This window comes from Aeribacillus sp. FSL K6-1121 (assembly GCF_038003725.1).
Taxonomy (GTDB): Bacteria; Bacillota; Bacilli; order Bacillales; family Aeribacillaceae; genus Aeribacillus; species Aeribacillus composti.
Genome location: NZ_JBBOPS010000001.1, coordinates 2,916,040 through 2,931,046 on the forward strand (window position 1 = coordinate 2,916,040; position 15,007 = coordinate 2,931,046).

Sequence of the window (15,007 nt, forward strand, 5' to 3'; positions counted from 1 at the left end):
AAATTCATACATTTTACTTATATAAGAAATTTTGTTATAATATTTATTAGCAACCAGTAGGTTTGAGTGCTAACAATATACACCACTTTCATTTTTCATTCATCCATCTGTTATGAACTTCATAATCATAGACTAATGGAGGGATGACAAATGAAAACATTACTGTTAGCTGGTGGTTTAGGAACACGTTTACGCCCATTAACTGAAAATTTGCCGAAACCGATGGCACCCATTGCTAACCGGCCATGGCTCGAACACCTCATCACTTATCTTCGCGATCAAGGAATCAACCAATTCGTAATAGCCTCACATCACTGTTCAGATGTCATAAAAAATTACTTCGGAGACGGCAAACGTTTCGGTGTAGACATTGAGTACTCTGATGAAACACATCAAATGGGAACAGCAGGAGCTATCAAAAATGCTGAAAGATTTTTGAAGGAAAGATTTCTTGTTGTAAATGCCGACATTGTTCACTTGCCAAACTTGATTCCTCTTCTTGAATTTCATGAACAAAGCGGCGGGATCGCCACAATTGCACTGACGGAAGTAGATGACCCTTCTTCTTACGGTGTCGTTCAACTGGACGATTCCAGCCGGATTTTGCGTTTTGTTGAAAAGCCTCGTCGTGAAGAAGCACCATCAAATTTGATCAATGCTGGTTTGTACATTCTTGAACCAGAAGTAATGCGCTACATTCCAGCAGGACGCGAAGTTTCTATCGAACGTGAAACATTTCCCACCCTTATTCAAAAAAGCAAAAGTGTATACGGAAAAATAAGCAGCGGTTACTGGTTTGATATGGGAACACCAGAACGTTACCGGAAAATTCATTGGGACGTTCTTGAAAATCGGAACCCGTTGCCTACTCGCGGAAATCAAGTTCAACCGGGCGTTTGGTTAGGAAAAGACACCAAAATCGGATCTGGCGTCCGCTTTATCCCTCCTGTTTTAATCGGGGATAATGTCGAGGTAGGCGATCAGTCAGTAATTGGCCCGTTTGCAGTGATTGGTGATCATTGCCGCATTGGCTCCAAAGTGCATTTTTCAAACTCTATTCTTTGGGATCAATCAAGCATAAGCGATAATATTCGTGTCAACAACAGTATTATGGCTTACAAGACATTCTTAAATGAAGGTAAAGTGTACGACAACTTGATCTTGAACCAATATGAGAGGGTGATGCAAGCATGAGTCGAATTGCATATGTCAGCACATATCCTCCGCGCCGCTGCGGTATTGCTACCTTCACTGAACATGTATTTACAAACGTAAGCGCTGCTGGCAAACGCGGTAATCGTGATCCAATCATTGTACTTTATAATGAAAATGATGACAGAAATGTATATGAAAATAATCCGAGATTTTGGCCTTTGCCAATGCAAGATCGTTCAGCTTATGTGAAGATGGCCAAAAGGGTCAATCGAAGCGATATTTCTGTTGTAGTTTTGCAGCATGAATTCGGCATTTTCGGCGGTGAAGCGGGAGAGTACATAGTCGACTTTGTACGCGCATTAAATAAACCGCTCGTTACGACGTTTCACACGATTTTCTCTGATCCTAAGCCGCCATATCGGCAAGTCCAGCAGGAAATTGCCGATTTAAGCGACGCTATAGTCGTCATGAACCGCAAGGCTGTCTCTTATTTAGTCCGAGCGTATAATTTGCCCGAAAATAAAATTGTCTACATTCCACATGGATCGCCTAAACCTCGAGATAACGAGCGGGATCAGCTTCGCCGCCAGCTGGGATTTGAAGGCAGAAAAGTATTGCTTACATTTGGATTACTGAATCGCGGCAAAGGAATCGAGTCTCTAATTTCAGCCCTCCCAGAAGTTGTCCGTGAAGTACCGGAAACGTTATATATTATCGCGGGACAAACGCATCCTGAAGTGAAAAAGCGGGAAGGAGAATCATACCGTGAAGAGCTGCAAAACATGATTCGTCAGCTCGGATTAGAAGAGAATGTCCGAATGATTGACCGTTACTTTAATGAAGAGGAGCTCGTCTCCTACTTAACAGCGTGTGACCTATATGTAACTCCTTATCCGGGCTTGCAGCAAATCACAAGCGGAACGCTGGCTTATGCCGTTGGAATAGGCCGTCCGATCCTCTCCACGCCATACGAGCATGCGCAAGATTTATTAAAAGGCTGTGAAGAACTGCTTCTTCCGTATGGCGACATCAAAGCATGGGAACAGCGATTAAAAGAGCTATTAATGGATGACAATGCATTACACCAATGGGAAAATCGAATTCGGCAGATTGGAAAGGCAACCCATTGGCCAACTGTCGGGATGCAATATTTGAAGCTGTTTGCCAAAATCGGCGAAATGGACTTGGATGAGAAGGGTGTGAAAGAGCCGAACGAAAGCGTGGTGAAACACGTTGCCCCAACCAAATATTAATTTTGATCATTTGGAACGTTTAACTGACGATACAGGGTTGATCGAGCATTGCCTCGGCCGGATTCCGCGCCGTAAAGAAGGATATTCAACAGACGACAATGCGCGCGCCCTTTGGCTATGTATTGAATGGATAGAGCTTCTTCAAGATGAACCGTCTGAATTGAAGAGACTCTACGGAATGCTTGATCGGTATTTAGCCTTTTTGCTTTGGGCTCAAAGGGATGATGGATGGTTTCATAATAACTTTTATTATGACCGAACACCTGAATCGGAAACTCGTTCTGAAGATTGTCTTGGTCGATCAGTTTGGGCAGTGACAATGGCCTATTTAAAACTTAATGACAATGCCCGCCGCTATGTGGCAGCAGAAATTTTGCGCAATGCCCTTTCTGCATGCCGCAAGCTTCGTTTTGCCCGCAGCCAAGCATGGTTGCTGGCCAGTTGCAGCAAACTGCTCATGGAAAAGAAAAACAGCATTTCCTCTCTTGAAATAGCAGAAGATGAACTTAAACAATTGGCAGAAACATGCGAACATAGTTTATTAACAGCATACAAAGAGCACCGAACGGAAGATTGGCATTGGTTCGAAAAACAAATGACATATGCCAATGGAATTTTGCCTTGGGGATTATTTTTATCCTATCGATACAACCGTCGCAATGAAACATTGCGAATTGCCAAAGAGAGTCTTGATTTTCTCATCGAAAAGATGGGCGGATTCAACAGCTCCTCCATTCGTCCAATCGGCAACCGGGGTTGGTGCAGTCGCCACAATCGCGCCGACTGGGATCAGCAGCCCATCGATGTTATGAAACTAGCTTTAGCTGCAAACGAAGCTTATCATATTTTGGATGATTCTGCTTACTTACAAGTTGTACTGCGCTGCCGAGACTGGTTTTATGGCGGGAATGACCATCACATTCCTTTAGTCGATCCTAGCGATGGCAGCTGCTGTGACGGTCTGAACTCCGATGGCCCTAATCAAAATCGGGGCGCGGAATCAACTCTTTCCTATTTAATGACTGAAGCTTTAGCACATCCGCTAAAATTGGAAGTATTCGAAAAGATTTAATAAAAAATCTTTTTTTCAGTTGTTCAAAAAAGTGCAGCCGCCTTTTCCTCTATTCTTCGGACGATATGGCGATTGCATTGGGGAGATCATCATCTCCCTAATTTTTTTGCTGTTTTCTTTTCCTCCAAGTTATTTCCTCGAGCTGGATCTGAAAACGTAAATGAATTTTTTGTTATTCCACAACCTTTTGCAATTTTTTTAAAATGTTCATCCAGCCATGATTCATCCGTTCACGAACAACAGAGCTTTTTTCATTTACTTTAGGCAGCACATCGTCAGGATGCTTCCATCCGCTGTGAATAAGAGTAAATTCAGTTTTATCCCCTAAATCCTTCAAAATAAATGAAACAACCCAGCCTTCTGTATCCCATGTGAAAGAGAGGCGGTAAGGCGGTTCAAGTTCTACCACTTTACATGGAGACGGCCCGAAAGGAGATTGCAGATGGAATTCATGTCCCAGCTTTGGCTGAAAATCATTTGGCATGAACCATGACGCAATCCCCTCTGACGTAGCCGCCGCCTCCCAAACTTTTTCAATTAAGGCTTCTAATACAATTGATTGATGAATGTCTTGTAATGGATTTTGATGATTTTTTTCCATAGTCTTGCTCCTTTTTACATCATTTAGTTTCAAATTATATGAAACCACAAGGTATTATGTCAAATGCACTGACTCATGAAATAGAAATTCTTAGATATAAATGAAAAAAACCGTTCCGAACTAGAACGGTTCTGTACCTTTGTAAACGCTGTCATTTTTTACATCAGTTTCAAAGGATCATAAAAACAAATCTTTATTAATGGGCAAATTATTTTTCTCGCAATAAGTTAAGTAATGATCGATAAACCAAAATACATCTACCGTTTCAATGATACGGTCTTGATCATCGAGAAATTCAAGCGGTCCGTTTAAATGAAACACAGTTTCCATCCCTTCGTCGGAAACGAGTGTATGTGTCCTGCCCGGACTTTCGCGAATAAAATCTCCCGGTTTTGCGATCCAGTCGTATTCTTTGTAATACCAGCTTCCTTTAATCACATAACCAGTGACAGGACCGCGGTGGCGATGCCTGCCAAGCGTGCCGCCAGATCCAACCCGAAGAACATTGACGGAAGTATTGCTGCGAATATCAAAAGACAAATGGCGTATCCAGACGTTTTCTACAAACGGGACCCATGGCGAAGTTTCTAAAGAAGAATGGATATAACCTTCAGAAAGCGCAAATTGGTCTCGCCTCACATCTATTCTTTTTTCCACCTGTACATAATGATCCACAATATCCCCCCGCACCTTTTTATTTTTCTTTTAAAACAAGGTGAAAAAATTCACTAAATGTATATGATTTCTTCATCCAAATATGACAAATTCTTTTTAGTCTAGAAGAAGGAAAGGTACTGTTAAAATTTACAATAATTAACATATTTGGTTATAATCTAATATGAATAAAAATTATTCATCTTTATCATTTCATTTAGTTCATTTTCTCCCCTGCTTTATGGGCATATGCAAAAATAAAGATCAAAACAGAGGTGAAAGCAAATGAGAATAAGCTTAAAAGCAAAAATGTTGTGCGGATTTCTTTAGCTGAACAGTCTGCAGCAGGAATTGAACAAACATCTGCCGCATCCGAACAGACGAACAGCTCGATGGAGGATATTTCAGTAAATTCCATGAAGTTGGCAAATCTGTCAGAAGAGCTCAACGGGTTCGTTCAACAGTTTAAGCTATCTAACTAATTTCTAATACCAATTATTTCAAGCTGGTCGAATACGTTTCATGCGAATGGCATGCCAAAATACAAAAAAAGGACAGCCTTTGATTAAAGAGGCTGTCCAAAAATACGTAAACGCCCAAGCGATCGCGCTTTATTTTCCTTGTACGACGGCTTCAATTGAACTTCGGCGCCAGCAAATGATCCATTCCCGCACTGTTTAAAAAAGTTACGGGTTGGGATCAATTTTCCCAACGAGAATAGATTTTTACAAGCCTATTCATCTTGTCACTTCGGTCTAAAAAAGGTGATAAATAACAACAGTTCTTAGCGTTAACTAGACGACTTGGATTTGGCCAGTTTCGTATTTTTCAATGACTTGTTTTGCCAAAAGACAGTAATAAAAAGTGTAAACACTAATAAAATACATCCTAAAATGAAAGGATACAAAATTTGAATATCATATAATATTCCCGCCAACATCGGCCCCAATATATTTCCTATACTCATATAGGCGTTGTTTAACCCCATGGCAAAGCCTTGTTCATTTCCAGCCATCTTTGAAATAAGAGTGTTCAAAACAGGACGCAAGATGGATGTTGCAAGAAAAATCAAGAGGGTGATGACAAAAAACAGAGAATAGCTGTCGGCAAACAATGAAAGGAAAAATCCAATTGCAACTACGCCTAAAAAGAAATTTAAAACGGCTCCTTCCCCAAAGCGGCCGACAAGCTTATCGACCACAAACAACTGCACAATCACACTTATCAGTCCAGTTAATGTAACCATCCAAGCAATTTCTTGCGGTGTTGCCCCAAACTGATCATCCATATATAACCCGATGACAGATTCATAAGCCATTAAACCAAAGCTCATAACAAGAGTAATAATCAACAGCATAAAATACGGCTTATGAGCGGACGAAACCAATTTTTTTAACATCGGCTCATCATTGATTTGCGTTTTTTGTTCCGGGGTATGTTGTTGTTCAACACTTTCTTTTAAAACTGTTAATGAAAAAATAACAGCAGCTAAAGAGACGATCGTTGCAACAAGAAAAGGCATTTTCAACCCAAAATCAGCAAAGAAACCGCCAACCCCTGGTCCTATTACAATCCCAAGCGACATGGCTGCTGATATGAAACTGTTGCCTTTAGCCCGCTGCTCAATTGTCGTAATATCGGCAATATAAGCAAAAATAGCGGGTACCAGAAGCGCGGAGCCTATCCCTCCGACTACACGCGAAGCGTACAGCCACCAAATGGAATCAAATGCGTAAAAGATAAACATAGAAACAGTTAAACCGATTAATCCTAAAACAATCATTTTTTTCCGGCCATACTGATCTGTCCATTTCCCTGCAATTGGAGAAAACACAAGCTGGGCTCCTGCAAATATTGCGACCATTAAACCAGCTGCCGTACCGCCTTGACCAATGGACTCCAAATAAGCAGGCAATATGGGGATAATAATGCCGAAGCTTCCAATAGTTATAAACATGTTAATCATTAAAATAATCATTTTTCTCCACTGAGACATTGACATAGTGAGTACCTACGCTTTCTTCCGGTCTATTTCAAGCACATAGAAAACCTGCTATTCTGTTTTCTGGACAGCAGGTTTATTCTACAGGCATACTGCGGTGATTTGTATTTAGCATTTTCAAACACATACTAATCCTATCCAGAAAATATATTCGCTTCCTTAAAAATGCAACTTAAAGATAGAATTAGTTAGTCATATCCAAACCATCATCCTTCCGCTTTTTTACAGATTTATAATATCTTATAACATCAAACAAATCAAACAAAAATTTAAATTCAATGCAGGCAACATAATGCTGAAAAGGGAAAAAACAGAAATCCCGACCGAGAGCCTGAGGAAAAAATCCGAGCGTTGAAAAAGAAACTCGGCATAGGCGGTACGAATGAAAGCAAAATGATGTGCCATCGACATAAAAACTAACGTATATTATAATCAATACAGGCATTTAAACTTAGCAGACGCACTATCCGGCATGCTTTAAGATCCGCTGTCTTTCATTCTACTTGAAGTAAAATGTATTCGCTTAGAATTTGAAGATCCAGCGAAAACTCAAAAGGGCAAAATACATGTGGTTTTGCATGATACCAACTTTTTCCCCGTTTTGTTCGGGGGCTGTCTATGATAATTCATTTGATGAAATAAAATCCTCTGAAATTGATTCATTTGAAACGAATTTTTAGCACATAAAAAAACCCCCTCAAAGTTGTGAGAGAGTTTAACCCCTTAAACAAACGTTTGATTAAAACCCTGCATGACTTAAAGTCCCAGCAAACTTACCTCCATAAACAGCGCTCTCATCAAATTTTGTATTTGGTCAATATTATCGTTTCATGGGCATGTTTGGACAATTTTATTATCGACACTTAAAATGAATATCCTACATGTTTTCATCTTCATCAAACGTTTAGATGCCCCACGATGAACACCTCCTAATTTAGAGCCTGCCTTAATCTAAAAATGCCTTCCGCAATTTCTTCTTTTGTTAAATTTCCATATCCTAAAATAATTTTGTTTTGATGGATTCCTTTTTGAATAGCATGAACTTCTTCAGGATAAATTTTCACTTTATGCTTCTTCATTATTTCATTTACTACTTGATTAAAAACACGATGTTTTGAAATTCTGCGACTAAATGCAAACCGGTGGAATCGCCAAAAATTTTAACTGTGTCGCCAAATTGTTCAGTCAAACATTTTTTTACATAGTCACGCCGCGCTTTATATATTTTTTTCATTTTCCTGATGCGGCGCTCTAAATGCCTTTCATCAATGAAACGCTTTGTAACTGAAAGGGCTGAGGTGAAGGAAGTGGCAAGGTCTTCATATGGATTTGAGTTTATACAAAAACCGTAGCGTAAATCGCTAATCGCTGGTTGGATGATAAGGCTTACCGGTTGCTGAAACGGACATCCTGTATCAAAAGGCTAATAAGCATGAAACTTGTATCAATAATAAACAGCTCTTGCACCAATACAAGCTGTTATGAAATCTTTATATTAAATTTTCAAAAAATTATAACAAAATGACAATTTATTTCTTACTTCGACATTATCGCTATGCTAAATTTTAAACAGTTATATTTTATTCCAATAATGACCATTTTTAATTGGAAGGAGATGGGATTATGGAGAAGCAAAAAAAACAGTGGGAGCCAACAGCTATCAAGGAACTGAAAAAGCCAGCAGGCACCTCGATTGTGAAAGCGGCTGGATGTATGAGCTGCTGGGCCTCAAAAAGTATCTCGATGACTAGAGTCTGCTGGCTCCCACATCCGGCAATGCGCCTGCTATAACCATTATATTCAAAAGGATTGCAATGGAGCAGTTTTTTAACTGCTCCCTAAAATAAAGGAGTAGTGGCAGTGAAGCGCACCCATCCAATGTCATATATATACAGATTTGAGAAACAAAGTTAGAAAACGTGTCGAAAAAAAATTTTTTGACACCCCTTAAAACGGCTACAACCATTGATATATCAACATTTATAGAGGGAGGATTTTATGTCAAAATTGTTAGAAACGGCAACTAACACTTCACCAGAATTTGCGATCCACTTCCAACCTCATGGGGCCATTTTGCTTGACAGAAAAAGCATGTTCTATTTTAGACTTAGCGGCAGGGGAACAGAATTAGCCTTAATGCTTGCCAAAAATAACAGTGTTCAAAAAACGGCAAGAATTTGGGAGATTCTTTCAAAAGAAAAGGTAAGTGAGGAAGAATTAAATAACGAGCTAGATTCACATCCATTTACATCAGCGTGGAAAAAAGGCCTGCTAAATCACCCTTTGATGATCACCGGATCTACAGAGTACTATTTGCCAATCAGCTGCACCCTTCAATTAACAAATATGTGCAATTTGAAGTGTCCTTTCTGTTATGCAAGCTCAGGAAAACCGTATCCAGATGAACTATCATCTTCCCAATGGATAAAAGTGTTGCAAAAACTCGCATCTCACGGTGTAGCTGACATCACCATTACAGGCGGAGAAGCAAAGCTAACAAAAAATTTCTTGAAAATCATTGCCACAGCCAGTTCTTTATTTACGAACGTCAACCTTTTTAGCAATGGCCTAAATTGGCGCGACGATGAGATTGAACTGATCAGCCACTTGGGAAATGTCAGTGTCCAAATAAGTATAGATGGAAACAGCAGCACCCATGACAAGTTAAGAGGGAGAGAAGGAGGATTTTCCGAAAGCTTGAAAAATGCCGAACGTTTTGCTCAATCATCGGTTCCCGTCCTCATTGCTATGACTGTTAACCAACTCAACTACAAAGAAGTTTATGAAGTAATCGAAAAATCGGTGGAAGTTGGCGCAGTTGTATTTCGTGCGGGTCAAACTATTCCCGTAGGCAGAGCATCTGAATATCAAGACATGACAAGCGAAATGAAGGAGAAAGTAAAGCAGCAGTTGGCAGACGCAAAAAAAAGATGGAGTGATCAAATCATTATTATTGATTGGGAAGACCACCATCAAAATGATAGTCTTACAGATTTCTGCACGCCGGGATTTTTGTCATGGTATATTCGTGCGGATGGACAAGTTACACCTTGTCAAATTGAAGATACATCCCTTGGAAACGTCTTAAAAAACAGCATGCAGGAGATCGGTTCACCGGAAAGGCTAATGCAAGCGAAGCGACTTGCTAAACAATGTAGATGTATAGGAAAGATAGAATTACCTGAAGCCGATTTGCCTTTTACCATTCAAAAAGAAGCTGAGGTTAAACCATGATGACGACCATCATCCATTTATTATGGATCATCCTTCCTATTGCAGGAACCTTTCTGTTTTACAAATTCAAACCAAAAACGTACGAATCGCTATTATTACATAAAAAAGAAGCTCGGGAATTGGCAGTGCAATTCATTAAACGGTATTCCGGCATTGATGTATCAGATTGGGATTTTTATGCGATGTATTGGTACGACCGAAATACCGTCAATATGCTGCATCACCTAGGATTGTTAAACAAAGTTCGCCATATTTTATATCATTGGGGTTTAGTCGAATCATGGAGAATTAGATTCGTTCGAGAAAACCGATCAGTCATCATTGGCATCAATTCAAATGGAGAAATTACGTTTTACACCGCGAACCTGTCAAAGAAAGAAATGGCGAAACATAAAGGCGCTTTTTCCTCTCCGGAACAATTAAAAAAAGAGCTTGCCGTCTCAGATAATGGATTATGGGCTGCATCTCAATTCACAGGTGCAGGCAGAAAAGAAGAAGACTTGGAAAATATTGAAACGTACTGGTATATTGCCGAATCTCAACCAGTAAGAATGAAAATAACGGTTGAAATCCATAACGGGCAAATATTCTATATCGGTTCAGAACAAGAGATATTGACAGAAGACATCGAAACAGCGGTTAAGAAAGAGCAAATGGAATCTACCTTAAATATGACGGGAGTATTAGCGTCATGCCTGGCCGTTATTGCAGCGATCATCATCCTTATCAACCTTCGCCAAAATGCCGGCATCACTGCAAGCATCTTGCTGGGGGCGGTTCTATTCTTTTGTAACATCATAACAATAAAAGAAGACATTCAACTGAGCATCGTCAATACTTATGATTCCCGCCTCAGCATAAAAACGGTTTATGCTCTTGGAATCTTATCGGCAATTTTAGCAGGATTGGCCACAGGTTTCGTCGTATATATATGTTCATTGGCAGGGCACTCTTTGAGTAATGTTCTCCAAATAGCTTTTTTTGATAATGCTGTATGGCAGTTTTTCGTCGGCTTAAGTGTCGGCATCGGCTGCTTAGGTTTTTTTTCAGCAATTTTTTCATGGCTGGAAGAGAAAAATTGGCTGCGAATTTCTCCCGAGTTGTCCAATCGTACCATTTACTTGTCAGGCTTTACATTTAAACAAGGATTAAGCATCGGCCTGCAAAGCTCCATTGCAGAGGAAACAGTCTACCGTTTGTTGATCATTCCGACGATATGGTGGTTGAGCGGCAATTGGGCTTTGGCGATCATCATTTCCTCCATTCTATGGGCCATTATGCACCAAGGAACAGGATTTCATCCCAGATGGATCAGATGGATCCAATTAGTAATCTTTGGCATTATACTGGGATTCTTTTTCATCCAGTTCGGTTTTCTGTCCTCCTTAACCATTCATTTTATTTATAATTTTATTCTTGTCATGAAGCCGCTTTGGGATTACACTTTCCAGAAAAAATTGAAGGCCAGTGAAACCTTCAAACAACCCTCAGTATAACAATGGAGGAGAGGCATGAAGATCATCCAAGTAACCAATTTGAAGAAAAAATATCGTAACGGCGATGGTGTAGAAGATATAACTTTTTCCGTTCATTCAGGAGAAATCGTAGCCTTATTAGGGCCAAACGGGGCAGGTAAAACAACAACCATTAGGTGTCTCGCTGGATTATACACCCCTGATGATGGGACGATCAAAATTGCGGGGCATACCCCTGGTACGGTTGAAGCGCAGCAATCCGCTTCGCTAATTCCGGATCACCCATATTTGTACCCTACCTTAACCGTAGCGGAACATTTGCAATTTCGCGCCAGAGCCTTCAAAGTTGAAAAAAAAGACCTTCAAAAAAAAGTTTATGAAGCTTTAAAAGAGGTAAATATTGAATCGTTGGCGGATCGATTAAGCGGGCAATTGTCAAGGGGACAAAAGCAAAGGGTTATTTTGGCTGGCGCCATTATACAAAACGCTTCTATATATATATTGGATGAACCAACAATCGGTTTGGATATTTCTTCCAAACAATGGCTTGCCAACTGGCTTGTCCGTAAATCAAAACATCATAGCGCCATTCTCATATCCACCCACAGCCTCGAATTTGTATTGGAAACGGCTAACAGAGTTTTATTAATTCGAGAAGGCCGTATTGTAAAAGAAATGGCCGTACCAAAAAACAACGAAGAATATCCAGCCTGGAAGCAAGAAGTCATACGCAGTTTAGGGGATTGGTCAAATGATTAATATTTGGTCATTTTTGTTCCTTCAAGCGAAAAGAGAAATCGATAGCCAAAAACACGGGATAAAATTCTTTCTGTTCATTTTTGTTTTATTTATATGGTTTTTTCTGTTTCAACTTGAATGGGGGGCTAATTCCAGAAGTTGGGACATTGCCTATACAGGATGGATTTGCTCAGGAATTTTTATTGTCATGACCATTTTTGGGCTGCTTTCCAACCGCATACCTGGGCTCATGCAAGACGTCATATGGCTTTATACCGCCCCTTATTCTTTCACTAAAATCGCTTATTCCATATTATTATGGCGATTGTCTTGGAAAGGGCTGCTCTGTCTTCTCTCAGGAATCACAGCTGATGCCGTTTATTTTTTGGCAGGAAATCCATTTGGCCGGTTAACAGCACAATCAATCCGATTACTTTGTCTCATTGTTTTATTAGAATCATGGATAATGGCTATGTCCTGTGCCAGAACTGTAAAAGGAACAAAAATTGCTTTCTCCTTTGTTGCCTTCATTCTCACCGTTATATATGGAATTGCTCTCTATGGTTCTTTTTTTCAAGCCAATGAATTGATTTGGCAGAAGTATATTAGCTACCATATCGGCTTTATCGGCTATTTATTTACAAACAGCTTTTTGCTGCAAGGGTTTCTTGCCTTTCTAATCATGATCGCCCTTTCGTTCATGATTATTCGAATAACAACGAAAAAATCGGAATGCAAAGAAAAATTGGTAAAAGAAGCTGATTTTTGGGCGGAGTTTCAAGATCATCAAACCGATTTTTTTAAAAACAGCCTGAAAGAGATGCACACATGGTGGGGGCTGAAAGGATTAAACGGTATTTTTTCTTTCCTTTGGCTCGAAATATTGCTTGCCAAGAAATACATTTTTTTTCATGCTACTCATTTGTTTGTTCTTCTCATCTTAGTTCCCGTTTTCATTGCAAAAAACATTTATTGGTTTTATATTTTGGTCGTTTTTACAATCGGAGCTTTTTTCAGCAGTTCCTACTATTCAGGATTAATTAGACATGCAAAGTCTGGAGATCTTTTTTTGCTGCCGGGAAAACTATGGAAAAAAGCATTGCTGCTGGAAGGATCGAATACCGCTTGGATCTTTCTATTTTATCTTTATTGCGTGGGTATGTGGCATTTCCATTTCAACACTGCTTTTACAGATTTCCTTTCATTTAGTTTGTACGGGCTTGGAGGATACATGCTCATGCTTTCCATCCGCTGGGCGGCATTTGTTAGAACATATAAAAAAGACCCCTCTCTCAGCCTGATTTCATACTATAAAAATTTTGCTTTCATTTGTATGGGGAGCACCCTTTGTTACATCGTTTTGTTTTTTCTTTTCAAAAACCTTCTTTTCTATTGGCTGCCTCTTTTCATGATCGTGTTAAGCACGATTTTATTCTTATCTTTCTATCAATATGAACGTTGAATCAGAAGGGATTTAATACTTTTTCTTAAGGAGATGAATTTTCATGAGTTCAAATGAAATAATCTCTCAAGCCTTAACGAAACTAAAAAGCAGCGATGAAGCAACGGTATTTCAAGGAGTGAAAGAGCTAAAAAAAACGGGAAAAGCCGCTGTCCCAATACTCATAAAAGCCTTAAAAGATGAGAAATCCCTCCGAATGATTTCATCCGTTGTGCTGGGGGAATTTGGTGCAGATGCAAAGGAAGCAGTTCCCGAACTCGCTTCGCTTTTAAAAGATGACGACGAAGATATAAGAATGTCAGCTGCTTTATCCTTAATGAGAATCGGACATCACAGTCTGAACGCCCTCGTTGAAGTTGCACGAAATACAGAAGGAAAACCGCGTTTTTGGGCATCATGGGCAATCTCCTTGATCGATCCGTCTAAAATTGAACCTCTTATGTTGAAGTGTCTAAAAGAAGAACTGGATAAGCCGTCCGGAATGGTCAGTCCTTTTGCCGCGGAGGAAGCAATTGGTAAAATTATCGCTATGCAACTAAAGGATCAATGAGGAGGAACAGCACATGGATTTAATACAAACAATGACAAAAGACTTGCCGTGGCTGAACGTTCCAAAAAACGGCCATGATTTCCCATCATCCAATCGGCTTTTGTTTTATTTTTGGTCAATTAGCTGCCCGTATTGCAGTGAATTAACGGATCAGTTATTAGAAGAAACAGTTAATCTTGAAACCTTTCATGTCATTGCCGTTCATGTACCTTATACAGCTGAAGAGAAAGCGTTGGAGCTTGTGAAAACACGAGTAGAGGAAAAAAGATTACAATTCCTGTAGTTTTAGATCAAAACTATGCAATCGCACAATCTTTTGGTATTCAAGGAATCCCTGCTTTTTGCCTAGTCAATCAACAAATGAAGAAAGAATTATTAACAATGGGAGAGGAAGGTTTTCACAAAATGATGAAAAAAATTAAACAGCTAAAGTAAAGTCTTACCGCTTTTTCTTGACTTTTTCACTGTAAAAAGAATCGGTTTACCTTTTTAAATATTTCTCTATTAAAATTTATGTTCAACATTCCGTTAACATTTTTCTTGGAGCAATAAATTGAGAGAAAAATTTTTTTGGTTCCTTTTGAAGTTCATTTATTTGCCTTTTGGAATAGTGTCTTTATTCTAAAATCTCTTTTATTGTACATGATCCGATAAAACAGCAGCTAATCTATTAAGACCATCAAAAGGAACCTTTCCATATTCTGTTTCATTTTGCGCTCCCAAGTTTAAATGAAATTTTTTGAGGCTGTTGGAAATGCTATTCCCCAACTCGATGTACTTTTTAATGATAATGCATTCCAATTGCTGGTGA

At 39.4% G+C, this 15,007-nt stretch carries 15 protein-coding genes; 11 read left to right on the forward strand and 4 right to left on the reverse strand.

Features of this window, described 5'->3' with window-relative positions; genetic code table 11:
* Positions 1-150: 150 nt before the first annotated feature.
* The 3 genes from NSQ61_RS14170 to NSQ61_RS14180 are packed head-to-tail and all read left to right on the forward strand — an operon-like array spanning position 151 to position 3,480.
* Positions 151-1,194 carry a sugar phosphate nucleotidyltransferase gene (locus tag NSQ61_RS14170; RefSeq protein ID WP_063386531.1) on the forward strand — a complete coding sequence of 348 codons (1,044 nt, stop codon included), beginning with the start codon at positions 151-153 and terminating at the stop codon, positions 1,192-1,194.
* Positions 1,191-2,408 (forward strand): glycosyltransferase family 4 protein, encoded by a 1,218-nt coding sequence (locus NSQ61_RS14175; protein WP_117017019.1) that lies wholly within the window; start codon positions 1,191-1,193, stop codon positions 2,406-2,408. Before NSQ61_RS14170 ends, NSQ61_RS14175 begins: the two co-directional genes overlap by 4 nt.
* Positions 2,389-3,480: a glycosyl transferase gene (locus NSQ61_RS14180; protein WP_340807387.1), complete on the forward strand. Its 1,092-nt coding sequence runs from the start codon at positions 2,389-2,391 to the stop codon at positions 3,478-3,480. Before NSQ61_RS14175 ends, NSQ61_RS14180 begins: the two co-directional genes overlap by 20 nt.
* Before the next feature lie 172 nt (positions 3,481-3,652).
* Here the strand turns inward: NSQ61_RS14180 and NSQ61_RS14185 are convergent, their stop codons facing one another.
* Both NSQ61_RS14185 and NSQ61_RS14190 read right to left on the reverse strand, forming a co-directional pair.
* Positions 3,653-4,081 (reverse strand): SRPBCC family protein, encoded by a 429-nt coding sequence (locus NSQ61_RS14185; protein WP_066250478.1) that lies wholly within the window; start codon positions 4,079-4,081, stop codon positions 3,653-3,655.
* 177 nt (positions 4,082-4,258) lie between these two features.
* Entirely contained in the window at positions 4,259-4,756 is a 498-nt protein-coding gene (locus tag NSQ61_RS14190) for a 2,4'-dihydroxyacetophenone dioxygenase family protein (RefSeq protein ID WP_201108562.1), read from the reverse strand.
* A 254-nt stretch (positions 4,757-5,010) separates the two neighbouring features.
* Here NSQ61_RS14190 and NSQ61_RS14195 point away from each other — a divergent pair, with 254 nt between their 5' ends.
* Positions 5,011-5,217 carry a hypothetical protein gene (locus NSQ61_RS14195; protein ID WP_339198389.1) on the forward strand — a complete coding sequence of 69 codons (207 nt, stop codon included), beginning with the start codon at positions 5,011-5,013 and terminating at the stop codon, positions 5,215-5,217.
* Between the two features lie 308 nt (positions 5,218-5,525).
* Here the strand turns inward: NSQ61_RS14195 and NSQ61_RS14200 are convergent, their stop codons facing one another.
* A complete protein-coding gene (locus NSQ61_RS14200) occupies positions 5,526-6,737 on the reverse strand; it encodes an MFS transporter (RefSeq protein ID WP_066250471.1) in 1,212 nt (403 codons plus the stop codon).
* 929 nt (positions 6,738-7,666) lie between these two features.
* On the reverse strand, positions 7,667-7,816 hold the full coding sequence (locus NSQ61_RS14205) for a hypothetical protein (RefSeq protein WP_186439321.1): 150 nt from the start codon (positions 7,814-7,816) through the stop codon (positions 7,667-7,669).
* 544 nt (positions 7,817-8,360) lie between these two features.
* Here NSQ61_RS14205 and skfA point away from each other — a divergent pair.
* From skfA to NSQ61_RS14240, 7 genes are all read left to right on the forward strand, one after another.
* Positions 8,361-8,528 carry a sporulation killing factor gene (gene skfA, locus NSQ61_RS14210; protein WP_063386524.1) on the forward strand — a complete coding sequence of 56 codons (168 nt, stop codon included), beginning with the start codon at positions 8,361-8,363 and terminating at the stop codon, positions 8,526-8,528.
* A 207-nt stretch (positions 8,529-8,735) separates the two neighbouring features.
* The gene (gene skfB / locus NSQ61_RS14215) at positions 8,736-9,971 is read left to right on the forward strand and encodes a sporulation killing factor system radical SAM maturase (RefSeq protein WP_066250467.1); all 1,236 of its coding nucleotides are present in this window, start codon (positions 8,736-8,738) and stop codon (positions 9,969-9,971) included.
* A complete protein-coding gene (locus NSQ61_RS14220) occupies positions 9,968-11,467 on the forward strand; it encodes a CPBP family intramembrane glutamic endopeptidase (protein WP_339193954.1) in 1,500 nt (499 codons plus the stop codon). The genes skfB and NSQ61_RS14220 overlap by 4 nt, the downstream gene beginning before the upstream one ends.
* A 15-nt stretch (positions 11,468-11,482) precedes the next feature.
* A complete protein-coding gene (locus tag NSQ61_RS14225) occupies positions 11,483-12,205 on the forward strand; it encodes an ABC transporter ATP-binding protein (protein WP_066250460.1) in 723 nt (240 codons plus the stop codon).
* Positions 12,198-13,646, forward strand: coding sequence for a sporulation killing factor system integral membrane protein (gene skfF, locus NSQ61_RS14230; protein ID WP_340807391.1), 1,449 nt, complete (start codon positions 12,198-12,200; stop codon positions 13,644-13,646). Before NSQ61_RS14225 ends, skfF begins: the two co-directional genes overlap by 8 nt.
* A 43-nt stretch (positions 13,647-13,689) precedes the next feature.
* The gene (locus tag NSQ61_RS14235) at positions 13,690-14,196 is read left to right on the forward strand and encodes a HEAT repeat domain-containing protein (protein ID WP_063386519.1); all 507 of its coding nucleotides are present in this window, start codon (positions 13,690-13,692) and stop codon (positions 14,194-14,196) included.
* A gap of 13 nt (positions 14,197-14,209) precedes the next feature.
* Entirely contained in the window at positions 14,210-14,479 is a 270-nt protein-coding gene (locus NSQ61_RS14240; protein ID WP_340807393.1) for a hypothetical protein, read from the forward strand.
* The last annotated feature ends 528 nt before the right edge of the window (positions 14,480-15,007 follow it).